13 protein-coding genes are annotated in these 14,950 nt (G+C 68.2%); 10 read left to right on the top strand and 3 right to left on the bottom strand.

Going from position 1 to position 14,950, the window contains the following annotated elements; translation table 11 throughout:
- Window positions 1–17 precede the first annotated feature (17 nt).
- Window positions 18–1,817 carry a glycoside hydrolase family 2 protein gene (locus IEX71_RS14430; RefSeq protein ID WP_188837727.1) on the top strand — a complete coding sequence of 600 codons (1,800 nt, stop codon included), beginning with the start codon at window positions 18–20 and terminating at the stop codon, window positions 1,815–1,817.
- A 7-nt stretch (window positions 1,818–1,824) separates the two neighbouring features.
- Here the strand turns inward: IEX71_RS14430 and IEX71_RS14425 are convergent, their stop codons facing one another.
- Entirely contained in the window at window positions 1,825–2,826 is a 1,002-nt protein-coding gene (locus tag IEX71_RS14425) for a bile acid:sodium symporter family protein (protein WP_188837726.1), read from the bottom strand.
- A gap of 88 nt (window positions 2,827–2,914) precedes the next feature.
- Here IEX71_RS14425 and IEX71_RS14420 point away from each other — a divergent pair, with 88 nt between their 5' ends.
- From IEX71_RS14420 to IEX71_RS14380, 9 genes are all read left to right on the top strand, one after another.
- Window positions 2,915–3,496 carry a nucleotidyltransferase family protein gene (locus IEX71_RS14420; RefSeq protein WP_188837725.1) on the top strand — a complete coding sequence of 194 codons (582 nt, stop codon included), beginning with the start codon at window positions 2,915–2,917 and terminating at the stop codon, window positions 3,494–3,496.
- 13 nt (window positions 3,497–3,509) lie between these two features.
- Complete coding sequence (locus IEX71_RS14415; RefSeq protein ID WP_188837724.1) at window positions 3,510–4,382, top strand: AAA family ATPase; 873 nt, start codon at window positions 3,510–3,512, stop codon at window positions 4,380–4,382.
- On the top strand, window positions 4,379–5,494 hold the full coding sequence (locus IEX71_RS14410) for a vWA domain-containing protein (RefSeq protein WP_188837723.1): 1,116 nt from the start codon (window positions 4,379–4,381) through the stop codon (window positions 5,492–5,494). The genes IEX71_RS14415 and IEX71_RS14410 overlap by 4 nt, the downstream gene beginning before the upstream one ends.
- Window positions 5,487–6,605: an XdhC family protein gene (locus IEX71_RS14405; RefSeq protein WP_188837722.1), complete on the top strand. Its 1,119-nt coding sequence runs from the start codon at window positions 5,487–5,489 to the stop codon at window positions 6,603–6,605. The genes IEX71_RS14410 and IEX71_RS14405 overlap by 8 nt, the downstream gene beginning before the upstream one ends.
- Before the next feature lie 54 nt (window positions 6,606–6,659).
- On the top strand, window positions 6,660–7,892 hold the full coding sequence (locus IEX71_RS14400; protein WP_188837721.1) for a sigma-54-dependent transcriptional regulator family protein: 1,233 nt from the start codon (window positions 6,660–6,662) through the stop codon (window positions 7,890–7,892).
- Window positions 7,893–7,967: 75 nt separating this feature from the next.
- Window positions 7,968–8,453 carry a (2Fe-2S)-binding protein gene (locus IEX71_RS14395; protein WP_188837720.1) on the top strand — a complete coding sequence of 162 codons (486 nt, stop codon included), beginning with the start codon at window positions 7,968–7,970 and terminating at the stop codon, window positions 8,451–8,453.
- Window positions 8,450–10,867, top strand: coding sequence for a xanthine dehydrogenase family protein molybdopterin-binding subunit (locus IEX71_RS14390; RefSeq protein ID WP_188837719.1), 2,418 nt, complete (start codon window positions 8,450–8,452; stop codon window positions 10,865–10,867). Before IEX71_RS14395 ends, IEX71_RS14390 begins: the two co-directional genes overlap by 4 nt.
- A complete protein-coding gene (locus IEX71_RS14385; RefSeq protein ID WP_188837718.1) occupies window positions 10,864–11,721 on the top strand; it encodes an FAD binding domain-containing protein in 858 nt (285 codons plus the stop codon). The genes IEX71_RS14390 and IEX71_RS14385 overlap by 4 nt, the downstream gene beginning before the upstream one ends.
- 4 nt (window positions 11,722–11,725) lie before the next feature.
- Window positions 11,726–12,472: an SRPBCC family protein gene (locus IEX71_RS14380; RefSeq protein WP_188837717.1), complete on the top strand. Its 747-nt coding sequence runs from the start codon at window positions 11,726–11,728 to the stop codon at window positions 12,470–12,472.
- A gap of 82 nt (window positions 12,473–12,554) precedes the next feature.
- Here IEX71_RS14380 and IEX71_RS14375 read toward each other — a convergent pair whose 3' ends face one another.
- Window positions 12,555–13,748 (bottom strand): MFS transporter, encoded by a 1,194-nt coding sequence (locus tag IEX71_RS14375; protein ID WP_188837716.1) that lies wholly within the window; start codon window positions 13,746–13,748, stop codon window positions 12,555–12,557.
- Between the two features lie 26 nt (window positions 13,749–13,774).
- Entirely contained in the window at window positions 13,775–14,911 is a 1,137-nt protein-coding gene (locus IEX71_RS14370) for a methyltransferase domain-containing protein (protein ID WP_188837715.1), read from the bottom strand.
- Window positions 14,912–14,950: the final 39 nt, after the last annotated feature.

Genomic DNA, 14,950 nt, shown 5'->3' with positions numbered 1-14,950 from the left:
GCGAAAGGTTCCCGTGAATGACCGACGACTCCGGCTGCCCTCGTGCGGAATACCCACGCCCGTCCTTTCGCCGACCCCAGTGGCTGAACCTCAACGGGGAGTGGCAATTCCAGGTCGATCAGGCTGACAGCGGCCTGGAGCGAGGGCTTCTCACGTCCGAGCTCACCGACCGGATCAGGGTGCCGTTCGCGCCGGAGTCCGAGCTGTCGGGAGTCGGCAACACCGACTTCCTGGAAGCCGTCTGGTACCGCCGCCGGATCCAGGTCCCGCGGCAGTGGCAGGGGATGGACCTGTTGCTGCATGTGGGCGCTGCCGACTACGACACGACCGTCTGGGTCGATGGGGTCGAGCGGGGTCGACACGGAGGCGGCTTCACGTCGTTCACGATCGAACTCGGTGCGGCGCACGACTTCATCGAGGTGCCGAGGACGCTCACCATCCGTTGCCGGGACTCCCATCGCGACCCGCAACCACGCGGCAAGCAGAGCCGCGAGTATGCCGGCCGGGCAGCGCACTACGGTCGCACGACAGGCATCTGGCAGACGATCTGGCTCGAGCCGGTGCCGAAGACGAGTTTCGAACGGCCGCGGATCACGCCCGATGTCGGTGCGTCCGCGTTCCACCTCGAGTTGCCGCTCCGTGGTCGCACAGCCGAATTGCGAGTGATCGCAGAGTTGCTCGACGGCGAGATGGTGCTGGATCGCGTCGAGCGCGCCGCCGCGAGCGACTTCACGACCATGCTCGACCTCGTGGTGCCGGAGGAGGGCCGTCGGCTCTGGTCGCCGCAGGACCCGCACCTGTATGACGTTCGCCTGCATCTTGTTTCGGCGGACGGCACGGTCATCGACGCTGTCGAGTCGTATGCCGGCCTGCGGTCGGTGACCATCGACGGGCCGGCCGTCCTACTCAACGGCGAACCGGTCTTCCAGCGGCTGGTGCTCGACCAGGGCTACTACCCCGACGGGCTGATGACAGCACCCGCCGACCAAGCGCTCATCGAGGACATCGAGCTGTCGATCGCGGCCGGTTTCAACGGTGCTCGCCTGCACGAGAAGGTCTTCGAGGAACGGTTCCTCTTCCACGCGGACCGGCTCGGCTACCTGGTGTGGGGCGAGTTCGGTGACTGGGGTTGCCGCGAACCCGGGCCGGCTGCCGAGGACAACCAACGACCCGATGCGGCATACATCACGCAGTGGATCGAGGTGGTCCAACGTGACTACAGCCACCCGAGCCTCATCGGCTGGTGCCCGCTGAACGAGACCTATCAGCTGCGACACGACCGGATCACGGCGCTCGACGACGTGACGCGCGGGATGTTTCTCGCGACCAAGCTCGCCGACCGCACGCGCCCGGTGATCGACGCGTCCGGCTACGCGCACCGCGTCGACGAGACCGATGTCTACGACTCCCACCTCTACGAGCAGGATCCGGCGACGTTCGCGAAGCTGATGGCGCCACTCGCGGGGGGTGCGCCATACGCCAACGGGGAGGGGAAGTGGTCGGTGCCCTACCGCGGACAGCCCTACTTCTGCAGCGAATTCGGTGGCATCTGGTGGAACCCGCGCGCGACGCAGGGCGACGAGTCATGGGGTTACGGCGAGGCCGTGCGCAGCGAGGACGAACTCTACGAACGTTTCGCCGGACTGGTGGACGCGCTGCTCGACGACCCGCTGATGTTCGGCTACTGCTACACGCAGCTCACCGACGTCTTCCAGGAGCAGAACGGCATCTACTTCTTCGACCGGTCGGCCAAGCTGGATGTTGCACGCATCCGAGCGATCCAACTACGCACCGCCGCCATCGAGGAACGACGCTGAGGGCTGCTCAGGCAGGCGCCGGTTCGGCGTCGGTGTCCCCGGCATACCGCGCCGCCAACCAGGAGCACATCATCAGCTGGACCTGATGGAAGACCATCAGCGGCAGAACGATGATGCTGACCTGATGCCCGGCGAAAAGCACTGCGGCCATGGGGAGTCCGCTCGCAAGGCTCTTCTTGGTCCCGCAGAACTGCACCGCGATGCAGTCGGCGCGGCCGAAGCCGAACCGCTCCGCCACGTACCACGTGAGCCACAGCATGACGGCGACCAGCACGATCGACAGGACGATGAGGAAGACGATCTGTCCCGGCTCGACCGCGCTCCAGATGCCCTGGCGGACGCCCGCGCTGAAAGCGGCGTAGACGACCAGGACGATCGAGCCGCGATCGACATACTTCAGCTGCGCCTTGTGCGTCTCGACGAATGACCCGACCAGCGGCCGGGCGAGTTGACCGATGATGAACGGCGCCAGGATCTGCAGGCAGATGTCGATCATCTGATGGCCGCTGATCGAGATGCTGCCGCCACCCCCGATCACTCCGATGCCGGTCATCGCGATCACCAGCAGCGGAGTCAGGAAGACCCCGAGCAGGTTGGAGGCGGAGGCGCTGACGATCGCTCCGGCGACGTTGCCACGAGCGATCGACGTGAAGGCGATCGACGACTGCACCGTCGACGGCACGAGCGTCAGATAGAGCACCCCCGTGTAGAGACTGGGACTGAGCAGGTGCGGCTCCAGCACCCGCAGGCAGATCCCCAGCACGGGGAAGACGAGGAAGGTGAAGGCGAGGATCAGCGTGTGCAGCCGCCAGTGCCGCAAGCCGCGGATCGCCTCCTGTGGGTGCATCCGCGCGCCGTACAGGAAGAAGAGCAGTGCGATCGCAGCCGTGACGACGTGGTCGAGCGTCGGGGCGAAACCCGCACTGGCGGGCAGGACGCTCGCGAGGACCACCGTGGCCAGGATGGCCACGATGAAGCCGTCTACACGGAGTTTCGCGAGTGGATGCATGACCCGGCAACCCTAGGTCCCGAGCCCGTATGACGCAGTGCGACCCACGGTGCGAGATGGCGTTGGCGAGCGACGCCATACTGGCCTCATGACGACCGCAGGAGTGGTGCTGGCCGCCGGTGCCGGACGTCGCATGGGCAGGCCGAAGGCACTGGTCGAGGGGTGGCTGGCCCACGCGATCGGCAGCGTCGCCGCGTGCGACCGCGTCGTCGTCGTGCTGGGCGCCGCGGCGGACGAGGCCCGCCAGCTCCTCGCCGACACAGACGTCACCGCCGGGCCACCTGAGGTCGTGGTCGCGCACGACTGGGACACCGGGATGAGCGCCTCGCTGCGGGCGGGCCTGACCGCGCTGACCGACGAAACCCGTTGTCTGCTCACCCTTGTCGATCTGCCTGACGTCGGGCCTGACGTCATACAGCGAGTGCTCGCGCGGCCGGACACAAGCAGTGTGCTGGCGCGGGCGACATACGACGGCGTGCCCGGCCACCCCGTGCTGCTGGGACGCGATCACTGGGACGGTGTGCTGGCCGGTGCGACCGGCGATCGCGGCGCACGCGACTACCTGCGCGCCCATCGGCCGGAGTTCATCGAGTGCGGCGACCTCGCGACCGGTCGGGACGTGGATCGGCCCGACGACCCGCAAGCCAACCCGTCGCCAACCAGCCGATGATTAACCTGACGTCATGAATTCACCGACCGAGGTGACACGGGCGCTGGAGCGGACCGGTTATCTGAGTGACTCGGCACTGGCGACCGTGACGTTCCTCGCCGGTGAGATGGCCCGTCCGCTGTTGCTCGAAGGTGAGCCGGGCACCGGTAAGACGGCACTGGCCGAGGCGTTGGCACAGATCCACGACGTGCCGCTGATCAGGCTGCAGTGTTACGAGGGCATCGACGCAGCACAGGCGCTCTACGACTGGGACTTCCCGCGCCAGATCCTGCACCTTCGAACTCTGGAGGCCGCGACCAAGGACGGCTCGCTGGACCCTGCGGAGGCGGAGAAGTCCCTCTTCGACGAGCGCTTCCTGCTCGCGCGCCCGGTGCTGCGCGCGCTGCGCGAGTCCCCGGCGGTGCTGCTGATCGACGAGGTCGACCGGGCCGACGACGAGTTCGAGGCGTTCCTGCTCGAAGTGCTGTCGACCTGGGCGGTGAGCATCCCCGAGCTCGGCACCGTCGCCGCTGCCACGCCGCCGACCGTCGTGCTGACCTCCAACCGCACCCGCGAGTTGCACGACGCGCTCAAGCGACGCTGCCTCTACCACTGGATCGATCACCCCGGTCTGGAGCGCGAGGTCGCGATCGTTCGCTCCCGCGAGCCCGACGTGCCGGAGGCGCTGGCCCGTCAGGTGGTGGAGGTCGTCCAGGAGCTGCGCAACGAGCATCTGCTGAAGCCCCCAGGGGTCGCCGAGACGCTGGACTGGGCACGAGCCCTGCGCCGTCTTGGCACCAGCGAGCTCGATCTCGAGCAGGCGGCCGCGACGCTCGGAGCGGTGGTGAAGTATCGCGAGGACACCGACCGGGTCAAGCACGTCCTGGACCGGATGCTCGCGAGATGACCACACCCACGCACCACGACCCCGAGCAGATCCTGCTCGGCTTCGCCCGTGCGCTGCGCGCGGCCGGTGTCCGGGTGACCCAGGACCGGTCCGCCACCTTCTTGACCGCGACCTCGATCGTCGGCCTGACCGACCCCGAGGCGGTGTATGTCGCCGGCCGCGCCACGCTCTGCTCCGGCCCGGACGACCTGGAACGCTACGACCGGGTCTTCGAGGCCTGGTTCGGCGACCGGTCCGAGTTGCCCCGCACGATCCCGCGCGATCGACGCGAGGACGTGGCGGCGCCGTTACCGGTGACCGACGACGCGGGGGAGTCCGGTGGCGAGGGTGAGCGTGACGTCGTGCAGGCGGCCGCGTCGGAGGCCGAGATCCTCCGGCATCGGGACGTCGCGGCGATGGACGCGGCCCAGAAGGCGATCCTCGACGCGATGATCCGGGCGCTCCGGCCCCGGCCGCCGATGCGGCGAGCAGCGCGCCATACACCGTGGCGGCGCGGCGACGTCGACCTGCAGCGCACGTTGCGCAGTTCGTTGCGGCTGATGGGTGAGCCCGGGCTGGTGCAACACCGCCGCCGTGGCACCGAGCCACGCCGGGTCGTGCTGCTCGTCGACGTGTCGGCGAGCATGCGGCCGTATGCCGACGCGCTGCTGCGGCTGGCGCACACGCTGGTCCGCACGAACGCGCCGGTCGAGGCGTTCACACTCGGCACCCGGCTCACCCGGATCACTGCCGCGCTGCGCACGGCCGACCCGGATCGGGCCCTGGTGCGCGCCGGCGACGAGGTGCCCGACTGGGCGGGCGGCACCCGGCTGGGGGAGACCCTCGAAGCTTTCCTGGACCGTTGGGGCGCCCGCGGAATGGCACGTGGTGCCGTGGTCGTTGTCTTCAGTGACGGCTGGGAGCGAGGCGACGCGCAGCTGCTCGGTGAACAGATGGCCCGGTTGGGCCGACTGGCTCACCGGGTGGTGTGGGTCAACCCGCATCGCGGTAAGGACGGGTACCAACCGGTCCAGCAAGGCATCGTCGCGGTGCTCCCGCACTGCGACCAGTTCGTAGCCGGGCATTCGCTGCGTTCGTTCGAGCAGGTGTTGGAGGTGGTCGGCAATGCGTGAAGTGCTTGCTGAGCTCATGCAGTGGTATGACAAGGGCGACACGGTCGGCGTCGGCACCGTCGTGGCCACATTCCGGTCGGCGCCACGACCACCGGGTGCCTCGATGCTTGTCGGGCCCGGTGGCGAAGCCGTCGGCTCGGTCTCCGGCGGGTGTGTCGAGGGCGCGGTCTACGAGTTGGCCGGCGAAGTGCTGGAGTCCGGGACTCCCGTACTGCAGCGGTATGGCGTCTCCGACGACGACGCGTTCGCGGTCGGCCTCACGTGCGGCGGCATCCTCGACGTGTATGTCGAGAAGATCGACAAGACCACCTTCCCCGAGTTGGCCGCGGTCGCCGACGACATCGAGCACGACCGGCCCGTCGCGGTGGCCACGGTGGTCGATCACCCCGATGCGGCCTGGATCGGGCGGCGGATGGTGATCCGACCCGGCCAGGATCCGATCGGCGACATCGGCAGCGACCGGGCGAACTCCGCGATAGCCGACGACGCGCTCGGCCTGCTGGCCAGCGGCCGCAACGCGACCCTGACGTATGGCGCCGACGGGCAGCGGCTCGACGACGGCATGCGGGTCTTCGTCTCGTCGTTCGCGCCGCCACCCCGGATGCTCGTGTTCGGCGCCATCGACTTCGCTGCCGCCGTCGCGAAGGTCGGCTCGTTCCTCGGCTACCGCGTCACCGTCTGCGACGCGCGGCCGGTCTTCGCGACCAAGTCCCGCTTCCCCGACGCCGACGAGGTGATCGTCGACTGGCCGCACCGCTACCTGGGCGGCGAGATCGAGGCCGGCCGGATCGACACCCGCACCGTGCTCACCGTGCTGACGCACGACCACAAGTTCGACGTGCCGCTGTTGGAGGTCGCGCTGCAGGCTCCCGAGGTCGCCTACATCGGAGCGATGGGTTCGCGACGGACTCACGAGGATCGGCTGGCCCGGTTGCGTGAGATCGGTGTTCCGGAGGAGTCGCTGGCCCGCCTGCACAGCCCGGTCGGTCTCGATCTCGGAGCACGCACACCGGAGGAGACCGCCATCAGCATCGCCGCCGAGATCATCGCGCGGCAATGGGGCGGCAGCGGCAACCGACTGGGCGAGACGGAAGGTCGCATTCACGCCTGATCCGGGCAGTGCGCGGGATATTGTGGTGGTGATCACAATGGAGGGGCACGGACCATGGATCACACCGCGACGTCGTTGCGTGACCGGCGGCTGGACGCCGTGCGGGCGTGGACGGCATTCGTCCAACAGGGAGACGACGCCGTAGGCGTGCGTCCCGAGATCCTGTCCAGCTGGCGCCGGTCCGCGCAGGGCACCGGACTGCAGGTCCACGGTGCTCCGCTCGCCGACGAGCACGACACGGCGGCCTTCTGGCAGGACTCACCGCTGCAGGCCGCCGTGTCGGCGGTCGAGCACGAACTACGCCGCAGCGCCGAGGACGGTGACCTCGTCCTGGCGGTCACCGACACCCGCACCCGCATCCTGTGGACGTATGGCGGTCGGGTGATGCGGCGCAAGGCCGAGACCGTCAACTTCGTAGCGGGCGGTCGCTGGGACGACGCGAGCGTCGGCACCAACGCGCTGGACCTGGCCGGTCGGCTCGACCGGCCGGCGACCGTCTTTTCGGCCGAGCACTTCTCGCCGATCGTGCACAACTGGGTCTGCTGGGCGGCGCCGGTGCACGACCCGGCGACCGGTGAGCGGCTGGGCGTCATCGACCTGTCGACCACGTGGGACCGTGCGCACCCGATCGGGTTGGCGACGGCACGGCTGATGGCCCAGATGATCGAGAGCGCCCTGCCCGATACCCGGCAACACCCGAGGCTCGGCCCGCCGGTGTCCGATCAGGGCCTCGCACTGACGCTGCTGGGCGCCGCCGAGGCACGGCTCGACGGCCAACGACTGCTGCTCAACCGTCGGCAGACCGAGATCCTCGCCCTACTCGCGTTGCACCCGGAGGGCCTGTCCCTGGAGCGATTGCACGCGATGCTCTACGGCGACGCCGGTGTCAGCGTCTCGACCCTCAAGGCCGAGGTGTCGCACCTGAGATCCACTCTCGGCGGCGCGATCTCGTCCCGGCCATACCGGCTGATGCTGCCGGTCAGCGTCGACGTCGACGAAGTGCTGGAGCAGGTGCGCCGCGGGCGCGTGCTCGCGGCCGTGACGGCATACGGCGGTGACCTGATGCCAGGCACCAACTCGCCCGCGCTGAGCGAGCTGGCCGAAGTGGTCGCCGTCGCGGTGCGGGAGGCACTGCTCGCCGATCCCGACCCGGACGCCGTACTGGGTTACAGCGAGATCGCCCCCTATGACGCGGAGGTGCTCGAGACGTGTCTGCGGCGGATCGGTGCCGACACACATCGTGCCGTTCCGTTGTTGCGGGGGCGGTTGGCAGCGGCAAGACGCTAGCCAACCTTCGGCCAACCAGCGCAGCCTAGGTTCGAGACTGACGCCAGAAGCCTGCGTACTGCGAAGGGTGTGGACATGACGAAGATCGAACTCACCGTCGACGGAAGCAAGGTCTCCGATGACGTGGAGCCACGGATGCTGCTCGTGCAGTTCTTGCGCGAAAAGCTTGGAAAGACAGGCACTCTCATCGGTTGCGACACCAGCAACTGCGGTGCCTGCACGGTGCACCTCGACGGGCATGCGGTGAAGTCGTGCAACATGCTCGCCGTCCAGGCGGACGGCTCCGAGGTCACCACGATCGAAGGACTCGCCGACACGTATGACGGAGGCGAGCTGCACCCGATGCAGGCGGCCTTCCACGAGTGCCACGCACTGCAGTGCGGGTTCTGCACACCGGGCATGATCATGCGCTCGGTCGACCTGCTGGGCGAGAACCCTGACCCCAGCGAGCAAGAGATCCGCGAGGGCCTGGAAGGCAACCTGTGCCGCTGCACGGGCTACCACAACATCGTCCGCGCGGTGCAGACCGCAGCGGCCGCCGGGAAGGGAGCCCAGGCATGACTGTCACCGATGACCGCCCGGCGGCCGAGATCGGCAAGGACCGGCGCCGCAAGGAGGACCGGCGGCTGATCACCGGCAGCAGTCGTTACACCGACAACATCGTGCTGCCCGGCATGTTGCACCTTGCGATGGTGCGCAGTCCGTTCGCGCACGCCAAGATCACCGCGATCGACACCAGCGAGGCGAAGCAGGCGTCCAACGTCGTCGCGGTCTACACCGCCGCCGACCTGGACGAGTCGGCCGGTGTGCTGATCAACGCTTGGCCCATCACGCCGGACCAGAAGGCTCCCGTGCACGCGCCGTTGCCGGCCGACCGGGTCAGCTTCGCCGGCGAGATAGTCGCGGTCGTGGTCGCACGCAGTGCGGCCGCTGCGCGGGATGCCGCCGAGATGGTCGACGTCGACTACGACGAGTTGCCGGCAGCGCTGGACCTGAAGGACGCGGTGGCCGACAAGGTGCTGGCGCATCCCGATCTGGGCACCAACAAGTCGGCCCTGTGGATCTTCGACTCCAAGGAGGCCGGCACCGGTGGCGACGTCGAAGAGGCGATCTCCGCGGCCCGCTCCGACGGTGTGGTGATCGAGCGTGAGTTCCGCCAGAACCGCCTCATCCCCGCGTTCATGGAGCCGCGGTCGGTGGTCGTCGACCCGACCGGCGAGCAGTTGACCATGTGGTCCGCGACCCAGGTGCCGCACATCGTGCGCTTCGCGCTGGCCGCCACGACGGGCGTGCCGGAGAGCAAGATCCGGGTCATCGCACCGGACGTCGGAGGTGGGTTCGGCGGCAAGCTCCAGGTCACGCCGGAGGAATGGCTCGCCTGGTGGATCGCCCGCCAGCTGCACAAGCCGGTGAAGTTCACCGAGACACGCTCGGAGTCGATGATGGCCGCCCACCACGGGCGGGACCAGTGGCAGAAGCTCACCCTCGCGGCGACCAAGGAGGGCAAGGTCACCGGGCTCAAGGTGGAGCTGACCGCGGACCTCGGGTCGTATGTCGCGATCGTGGGCGGCGGTGTCCCGGTGCTGGGTGCGTTCATGTACAACGCGATCTACAAGATCCCGGCATACCACTTCGCCTGCCAGACAGTGCTGACCAACAAGACGTGGACCGACGCCTACCGCGGCGCCGGGCGTCCGGAGGCGACGTTCGCCATCGAGCGACTGATGAGCGACCTGGCCGACGAGCTCGGTATGGACCCGTTCGAGCTGCGCGAGAAGAACTGGATCAAGCACGAGGAGTTCCCGTTCACCACGGTCGCCGGCCTCGAATACGACTCGGGCAACTACGAAGCCGCCACCGCGTCGGCCAAGGAGTTCTTCGGGTATGACGAGCTGCGTGCCGAGCAGGCACGACGCCGGGACTCCCGCGACCCGGTGCAGCTGGGCATCGGCATCTCGACCTTCACCGAGATGTGCGGCCTGGCTCCGTCCCGGGTGCTCGGCTCGCTCGACTACGGCGCGGGCGGTTGGGAGCATGCGTCGGTGCGGATGCTGGCGACCGGAAAGGTCGAAGTGGTCACCGGCACGAGCGCCCACGGGCAGGGCCACGAGACCGCTTTCAGCCAGATCATCGCCGACCGGCTCGGTGTCCCGTTCGAGGACGTCGAGGTCCTGCACGGTGACACGCAGGTGTCGGTCAAGGGACTGGACACCTACGGGTCGCGTTCCCTCGTCGTCGGTGGTGAGGCGCTGGTGCGTGCCGCCGACAAGGTGGTGGAGAAGGCCAAGCCGGTCGCCGCTCACCTGCTGGAGGCATCGGTCGACGACATCGAGTTCAGCGCCGGCCGGTTCGGCGTCAAGGGCACCGATGCCGGCCTGTCGATCCAGGAGGTCGCCGGTGCGGTGTTCTCCGCGCACAACCTGCCGGACGGGATGGAGCCGTCGATCGACGCCGAGGCCACCTTCGACCCGATCAACTTCAACTATCCGCACGGCACCCACTTGTGCGCGGTCGAGGTGGACACCGAGACCGGTCAGATCAAGATGCGCAAATACACCTGCGTCGATGATGTCGGCAACATCATCAACCCGCTGATCGTTGAGGGACAGGTGCACGGCGGACTCGCGCAGGGCATCGCCCAGGCCCTCTTCGAGGACGCAGTCTTCGACGAGCGCGGGACGCTGGTCTCCGGGTCGTTCGTGGACTATCTGGTGCCGAGCGCAGCCGACCTGATCAGCTTCGACGCGCATCACGCGTCGACGCCGGCGACCACAAACACGTTGGGCACCAAGGGTGTCGGTGAAGCCGGCACCATCGCCTCGACACCGGCGGTGGTCAATGCGGTGCTCGACGCCGTGCGGCAGTTCGGCGTCAAGGACATCGTCATGCCGTGCTCACCGGCACGGGTCTACGCGGCCATCGCGGCCGGACGAGCCGTTGATACCGGCTCCGCGTCGGAAGGAGCAGACCAATGATCCCCGCGGCTTTCGACTACGCGGCACCGGCAACCGTCGAGGAGGCGCTGGCGCTGCTCGCAGAGCACGGTGACGACGCCAAGATCATCGCCGGCGGGCAGTCGCTGCTGCCCGTGCTCCGGCTGCGGCTGAACGCACCGGAGTTCGTCATCGATCTCGGCAAGATCGACCGGTTGCGCGGCGTCCGGGAGGACGGCGACGCCCTGGTGATCGGAGCGATGACCACGCACAGCGCGGTGGCCAACGACCCGCTCGTCGCGCAGCACGCCGCGTTGATCAGCAAGGCGGTGGCGACGGTCGCGGACGCCCAGGTCCGCAACCGAGGCACCTTCGGCGGAGCGCTGGCCCACGCCGACCCGGCCGGTGACGTCGGAGCTCCGGCGCTGGCCCTCGGCGCCGAGTTCGTCATCGCCGGACAGGGTGGCGCCACTCGCACCGTCGACGCCGCCGACTTCTTCGTCGATCTCTTCGAGACGGCCATCGGCGAGGACGAGTTGCTCACCGAGATCCGCGTCCCGAAGCACACCGGCTGGGGTGCGCACTACGAGAAGTTCGTCCGGATCGCACAGCAGTGGTCGATCGTCGCGGTGGCCGCCGCGGTGAAGGCCGAGGGCGGCACGATCTCCGAGGCGCGGGTGGCGTTGACGAACATGGGGTCGACACCGCTTCGGGCGACCGCGGTCGAGCAGGCCCTGCAGGGGAAGCCGGCCACCGAGGACGCCATACGGGAAGCAGTTGGTGCTGTTGCCGACGGCACCAACCCGCCCACCGACCTCAACGGCGACGCCGATTATCGCAAGCACCTGGCACAGGTGTTGACGCGCCGTGCGGTGCTGACTGCTGCAGGAGGCTGACCAGATGGATCTGACACATTCCTTCACCGTGCCCGCCGGCATCGACGAGACCTGGGCGGCCTTCCAGGACATCGAGTCGGTCGCCGAGTGCTTCCCCGGTGCACAGATCACTGAGGCCGATGACGACTCGTTCTCCGGCACCGTCAAGGTCAAGCTCGGCCCGATCGCGTTGGTCTACAAGGGGACCGGCACGTTCACCGAACGCGACGAGACGGCGCACAAGATGGTGATCGACGCCAAGGGCAAGGACAAGCGGGGCAATGGCACCGCCGGCGCGTTGGTGACCGCCACGATGACCGAGCAGGACGGCGGCACCAAGGTCGAGGTCGTCACCGACCTGGCGATCACCGGCAAGCCGGCACAGTTCGGCCGTGGCGTGATCCAGGACGTCTCGGACAAGTTGCTCGGCCAGTTCGTCGACTGTCTGCAGGCCAAGGTCGGGTCGGGCGGTGCGACCGCCGAGGACACCGCGCCGGCTGCCGCGGCCGCGCCATCTGCGGCTGCAGCGGCTGATGCAGCGCCGTCGCCGGCGCCCGCTCCGGCCGCGGAGCGGAAGGTCGGCCAGATCCCGGATCCGACCAGCGCTCCCGCTGCTTCGGCGTCCCGATCGGCGCCGTCGTCCGATGACGACTCGCTCGACCTGGGCGCGGCGGTGCTACCCGTGTTGGCGAAGGCCTACTGGAAACAGTTGCTGGCGGCTGTCGCGGGCTTCGCGTTCCTCGGTGCGATCTTCAAGAGGCTGCGGCGCTGACACGACATTCATCGCGAGTGACGGCTTCCTCGGCGACTGACGGTTATATTGCGCCGTCACTCGCCGAGGGAGCCGTCATTCGTCAGGCGGCGCGCACGACCATGGTGTCGCGCACCATGATCCAGGCGGCTGCCGAGCACCCGGCGAGGATCGCCGTGACCGTGAAGGCGGTCGGGAAGCCCCACTGCTGGGCGAGGAAACCGCCCGCGACGGGACCGATGACGGTGCCCATGTCCTGGCTCATCTGATAGGTGACCAGGACAGGGCCGCCGCGGCCATGCCCGAACATGATGTCCGCCAGTGCGGCCTGCTGGGCCGGGCTGACCATGCCGGTCCCGATGCCGGCGACGAGTGTCGAGGCGAAGGCCGCGCCGACCGAGTGCGTCAGGGCGAGGGCGAGCGTGGCGACGGCGAGGATGATCATGCCGGTGATGATCAGTGGGCGTCGCCCGATGCGGTCCGAGAGGCGACCGGACGGGATCATCGCCAGGACGTCACCGCATGCGTATGTCGCAAGTGCGAGACCGGCGACACCGTCGGGCTGGTTGAGCACGATGGAGAAGTACAACGGCACGAGAGAGACCCGCATCGCGTAGACCCAGCCGAAGATTGCGGCTGTCCCGACGGCGGACCGATAGGCGCCGATGCGCAGCGCTGCGGGCAACGGCATCGCGGCCGCGGTGGAGGAGGTGTCGATAGTGGCCAACTCGCTCCCGCGCAGTTGGAGGTGCACCACCGCGATCGCGCCGAAGAGCGCCACGGCATACACGACGAACGGCACGCGCAGGCCGAAGCCGACGAGCGCGCCACCGAGCAACGGGCCGGTGATGCTGCCCAGCACGAAACTGGAGGAGTAGAGGCCCGAGACCCGGCCACGGATGGCCGGTGGGGAGATCCGGATCATCAGGCCCATGGCCGACACGGAGAACATCACCGATCCGACGCCACCCAGACCTCTGAAAAGCATCAGCTGCCAGTAGCTGTGGGCGAACGCAGAGGCCAGCGTCGACAACGCGACGATGAAGAGTCCGAGCAGGTACATGGGTCGCTCGCCGAACCGATTGACCAGCCGGCCGGTGCTCGGCGCGAAGACCAACCGCATGATCGCGAAGGCCGACACGATCGCCGACGCTGCGGTGACCCCGACGTTGAAGCTGCGTGCGAATTCCGGCAGGGCGGGTGCGACGACACCGTAACCGAGAGCGATGACGAAGCTGGCCGAAACCATCACCCAGACTTCGCGGGGCATGCTGGGCACGGCTGTCTTCTCGGTCATGTCAGCTTCATTATGTCTGCCGGCGCTCAGCGTTCGAGCAGCAGCAGCACCTCGTGGTGTCGGGTCTGCGGGAACATGTCGAAGAGCCGGGCGTCAGCGACACGGAACGACGGCAGCCGATCCAGGTCGGTGGCGAGGCTGGTCGAGTTGCAGCTGGAGTAGAGCACGTGTGACGCGCCCGATCGCTCCAGTGCGTCGGCGAGTTCGCCGATGCCGCGTCGCGGCGGATTGACGATCACCAGGTCAGCGGGCAGCCCGTCGTCGAGCGCACCTGTCGCGTCGCCGGTCTCGAATCGTATGTCGCCCGATGCTGCCCGTCCCGGCAGCTGTCCCGCACTCAGTCGTGCGGATGCCACGGCTTCGGCCGAGATCTCCACCCCGCGAACGGACGCTGGTCGAGCGTCGGCCGCCGCATGCAACGCGAAACCACCGACCCCGCAGAACAGATCCAGCACGTTGGTCGGCGCGACCTGCGAGATCCATTGCTGTGCCTGCCGATAGAGCTGCGCCGCGACCGCCGTGTTGGTCTGGAAGAAGCTCCGCGGCCGAAGGTGCAGCGTGATGTCGTTGAGCCGCATCGGCAGTGCCTGTTCACTTGTCAGGAAGATCTCTTCGTCACCTTCGAGAGCGGCCTTGTGCTCCGGCAGCAGGTTGACCGACACCACCCGGGTGCCGGGCACTGACTCGAGCAGTCCGGGCAGAGCGCGCTCTATCCGGCCGAGCTGACCTGGTGAGCGCAGCACGAAACGGATCATCGACTCGCCGTCGGGGGAGTGCGTCACGATGAGGTGCTTCAGCTCGCCGCTGCGCCGCGTGACGTCATACGGCGTCAGGCCGAGTTCGGTGACGAAGTCGGCCAGTCGGACGACTGCTCGGTGCAGGCCGGGCTCGTAGAGCCCGCAGTCGCGCAGGTCCACGCCGTGCCCGCCGCGGTCCAGGATGCCGAAGGTCGGTGCCTGCCTGGTTCCTGCCACCGCGAGCTTGGCCTTGTTGCGAAAATGCGACTCAGGACCGTATGCCGTTGTGTCCCAGTGCGTTTCAGCGACGTGATCGCTCAGCGTGGCTGCGACGGTCGTTTGCAGGTCGATGAGCTGTGCGTCATACGGCTGACCCATGAGGGTGCACGACCGGCAGGTCCCGGCGTCGAAGTAGTCGCACTGCATGCGCTCGATTCTCCCTCACCCCGACAGCTTTGCCGCCGG

The organism is Flexivirga endophytica (assembly GCF_014640635.1).
In the GTDB taxonomy this organism is placed as follows: domain Bacteria; phylum Actinomycetota; class Actinomycetes; order Actinomycetales; family Dermatophilaceae; genus Flexivirga; species Flexivirga endophytica.
This window is presented reverse-complemented; position numbering and strand designations above follow the sequence as displayed.

Coding starts and splice junctions, on each gene's coding strand:
- IEX71_RS14395 (WP_188837720.1), top strand. CDS start 7,968: ATGACGAAGATCGAACTCACCGTCGACGGAAGCAAGGTCTCCGATGAC.
- IEX71_RS14380 (WP_188837717.1), top strand. CDS start 11,726: ATGGATCTGACACATTCCTTCACCGTGCCCGCCGGCATCGACGAGACC.
- IEX71_RS14390 (WP_188837719.1), top strand. CDS start 8,450: ATGACTGTCACCGATGACCGCCCGGCGGCCGAGATCGGCAAGGACCGG.
- IEX71_RS14385 (WP_188837718.1), top strand. CDS start 10,864: ATGATCCCCGCGGCTTTCGACTACGCGGCACCGGCAACCGTCGAGGAG.
- IEX71_RS14420 (WP_188837725.1), top strand. CDS start 2,915: ATGACGACCGCAGGAGTGGTGCTGGCCGCCGGTGCCGGACGTCGCATG.
- IEX71_RS14400 (WP_188837721.1), top strand. CDS start 6,660: ATGGATCACACCGCGACGTCGTTGCGTGACCGGCGGCTGGACGCCGTG.
- IEX71_RS14415 (WP_188837724.1), top strand. CDS start 3,510: ATGAATTCACCGACCGAGGTGACACGGGCGCTGGAGCGGACCGGTTAT.
- IEX71_RS14425 (WP_188837726.1), bottom strand. CDS start 2,826: ATGCATCCACTCGCGAAACTCCGTGTAGACGGCTTCATCGTGGCCATC.
- IEX71_RS14410 (WP_188837723.1), top strand. CDS start 4,379: ATGACCACACCCACGCACCACGACCCCGAGCAGATCCTGCTCGGCTTC.
- IEX71_RS14405 (WP_188837722.1), top strand. CDS start 5,487: ATGCGTGAAGTGCTTGCTGAGCTCATGCAGTGGTATGACAAGGGCGAC.
- IEX71_RS14370 (WP_188837715.1), bottom strand. CDS start 14,911: ATGCAGTGCGACTACTTCGACGCCGGGACCTGCCGGTCGTGCACCCTC.
- IEX71_RS14430 (WP_188837727.1), top strand. CDS start 18: ATGACCGACGACTCCGGCTGCCCTCGTGCGGAATACCCACGCCCGTCC.
- IEX71_RS14375 (WP_188837716.1), bottom strand. CDS start 13,748: ATGACCGAGAAGACAGCCGTGCCCAGCATGCCCCGCGAAGTCTGGGTG.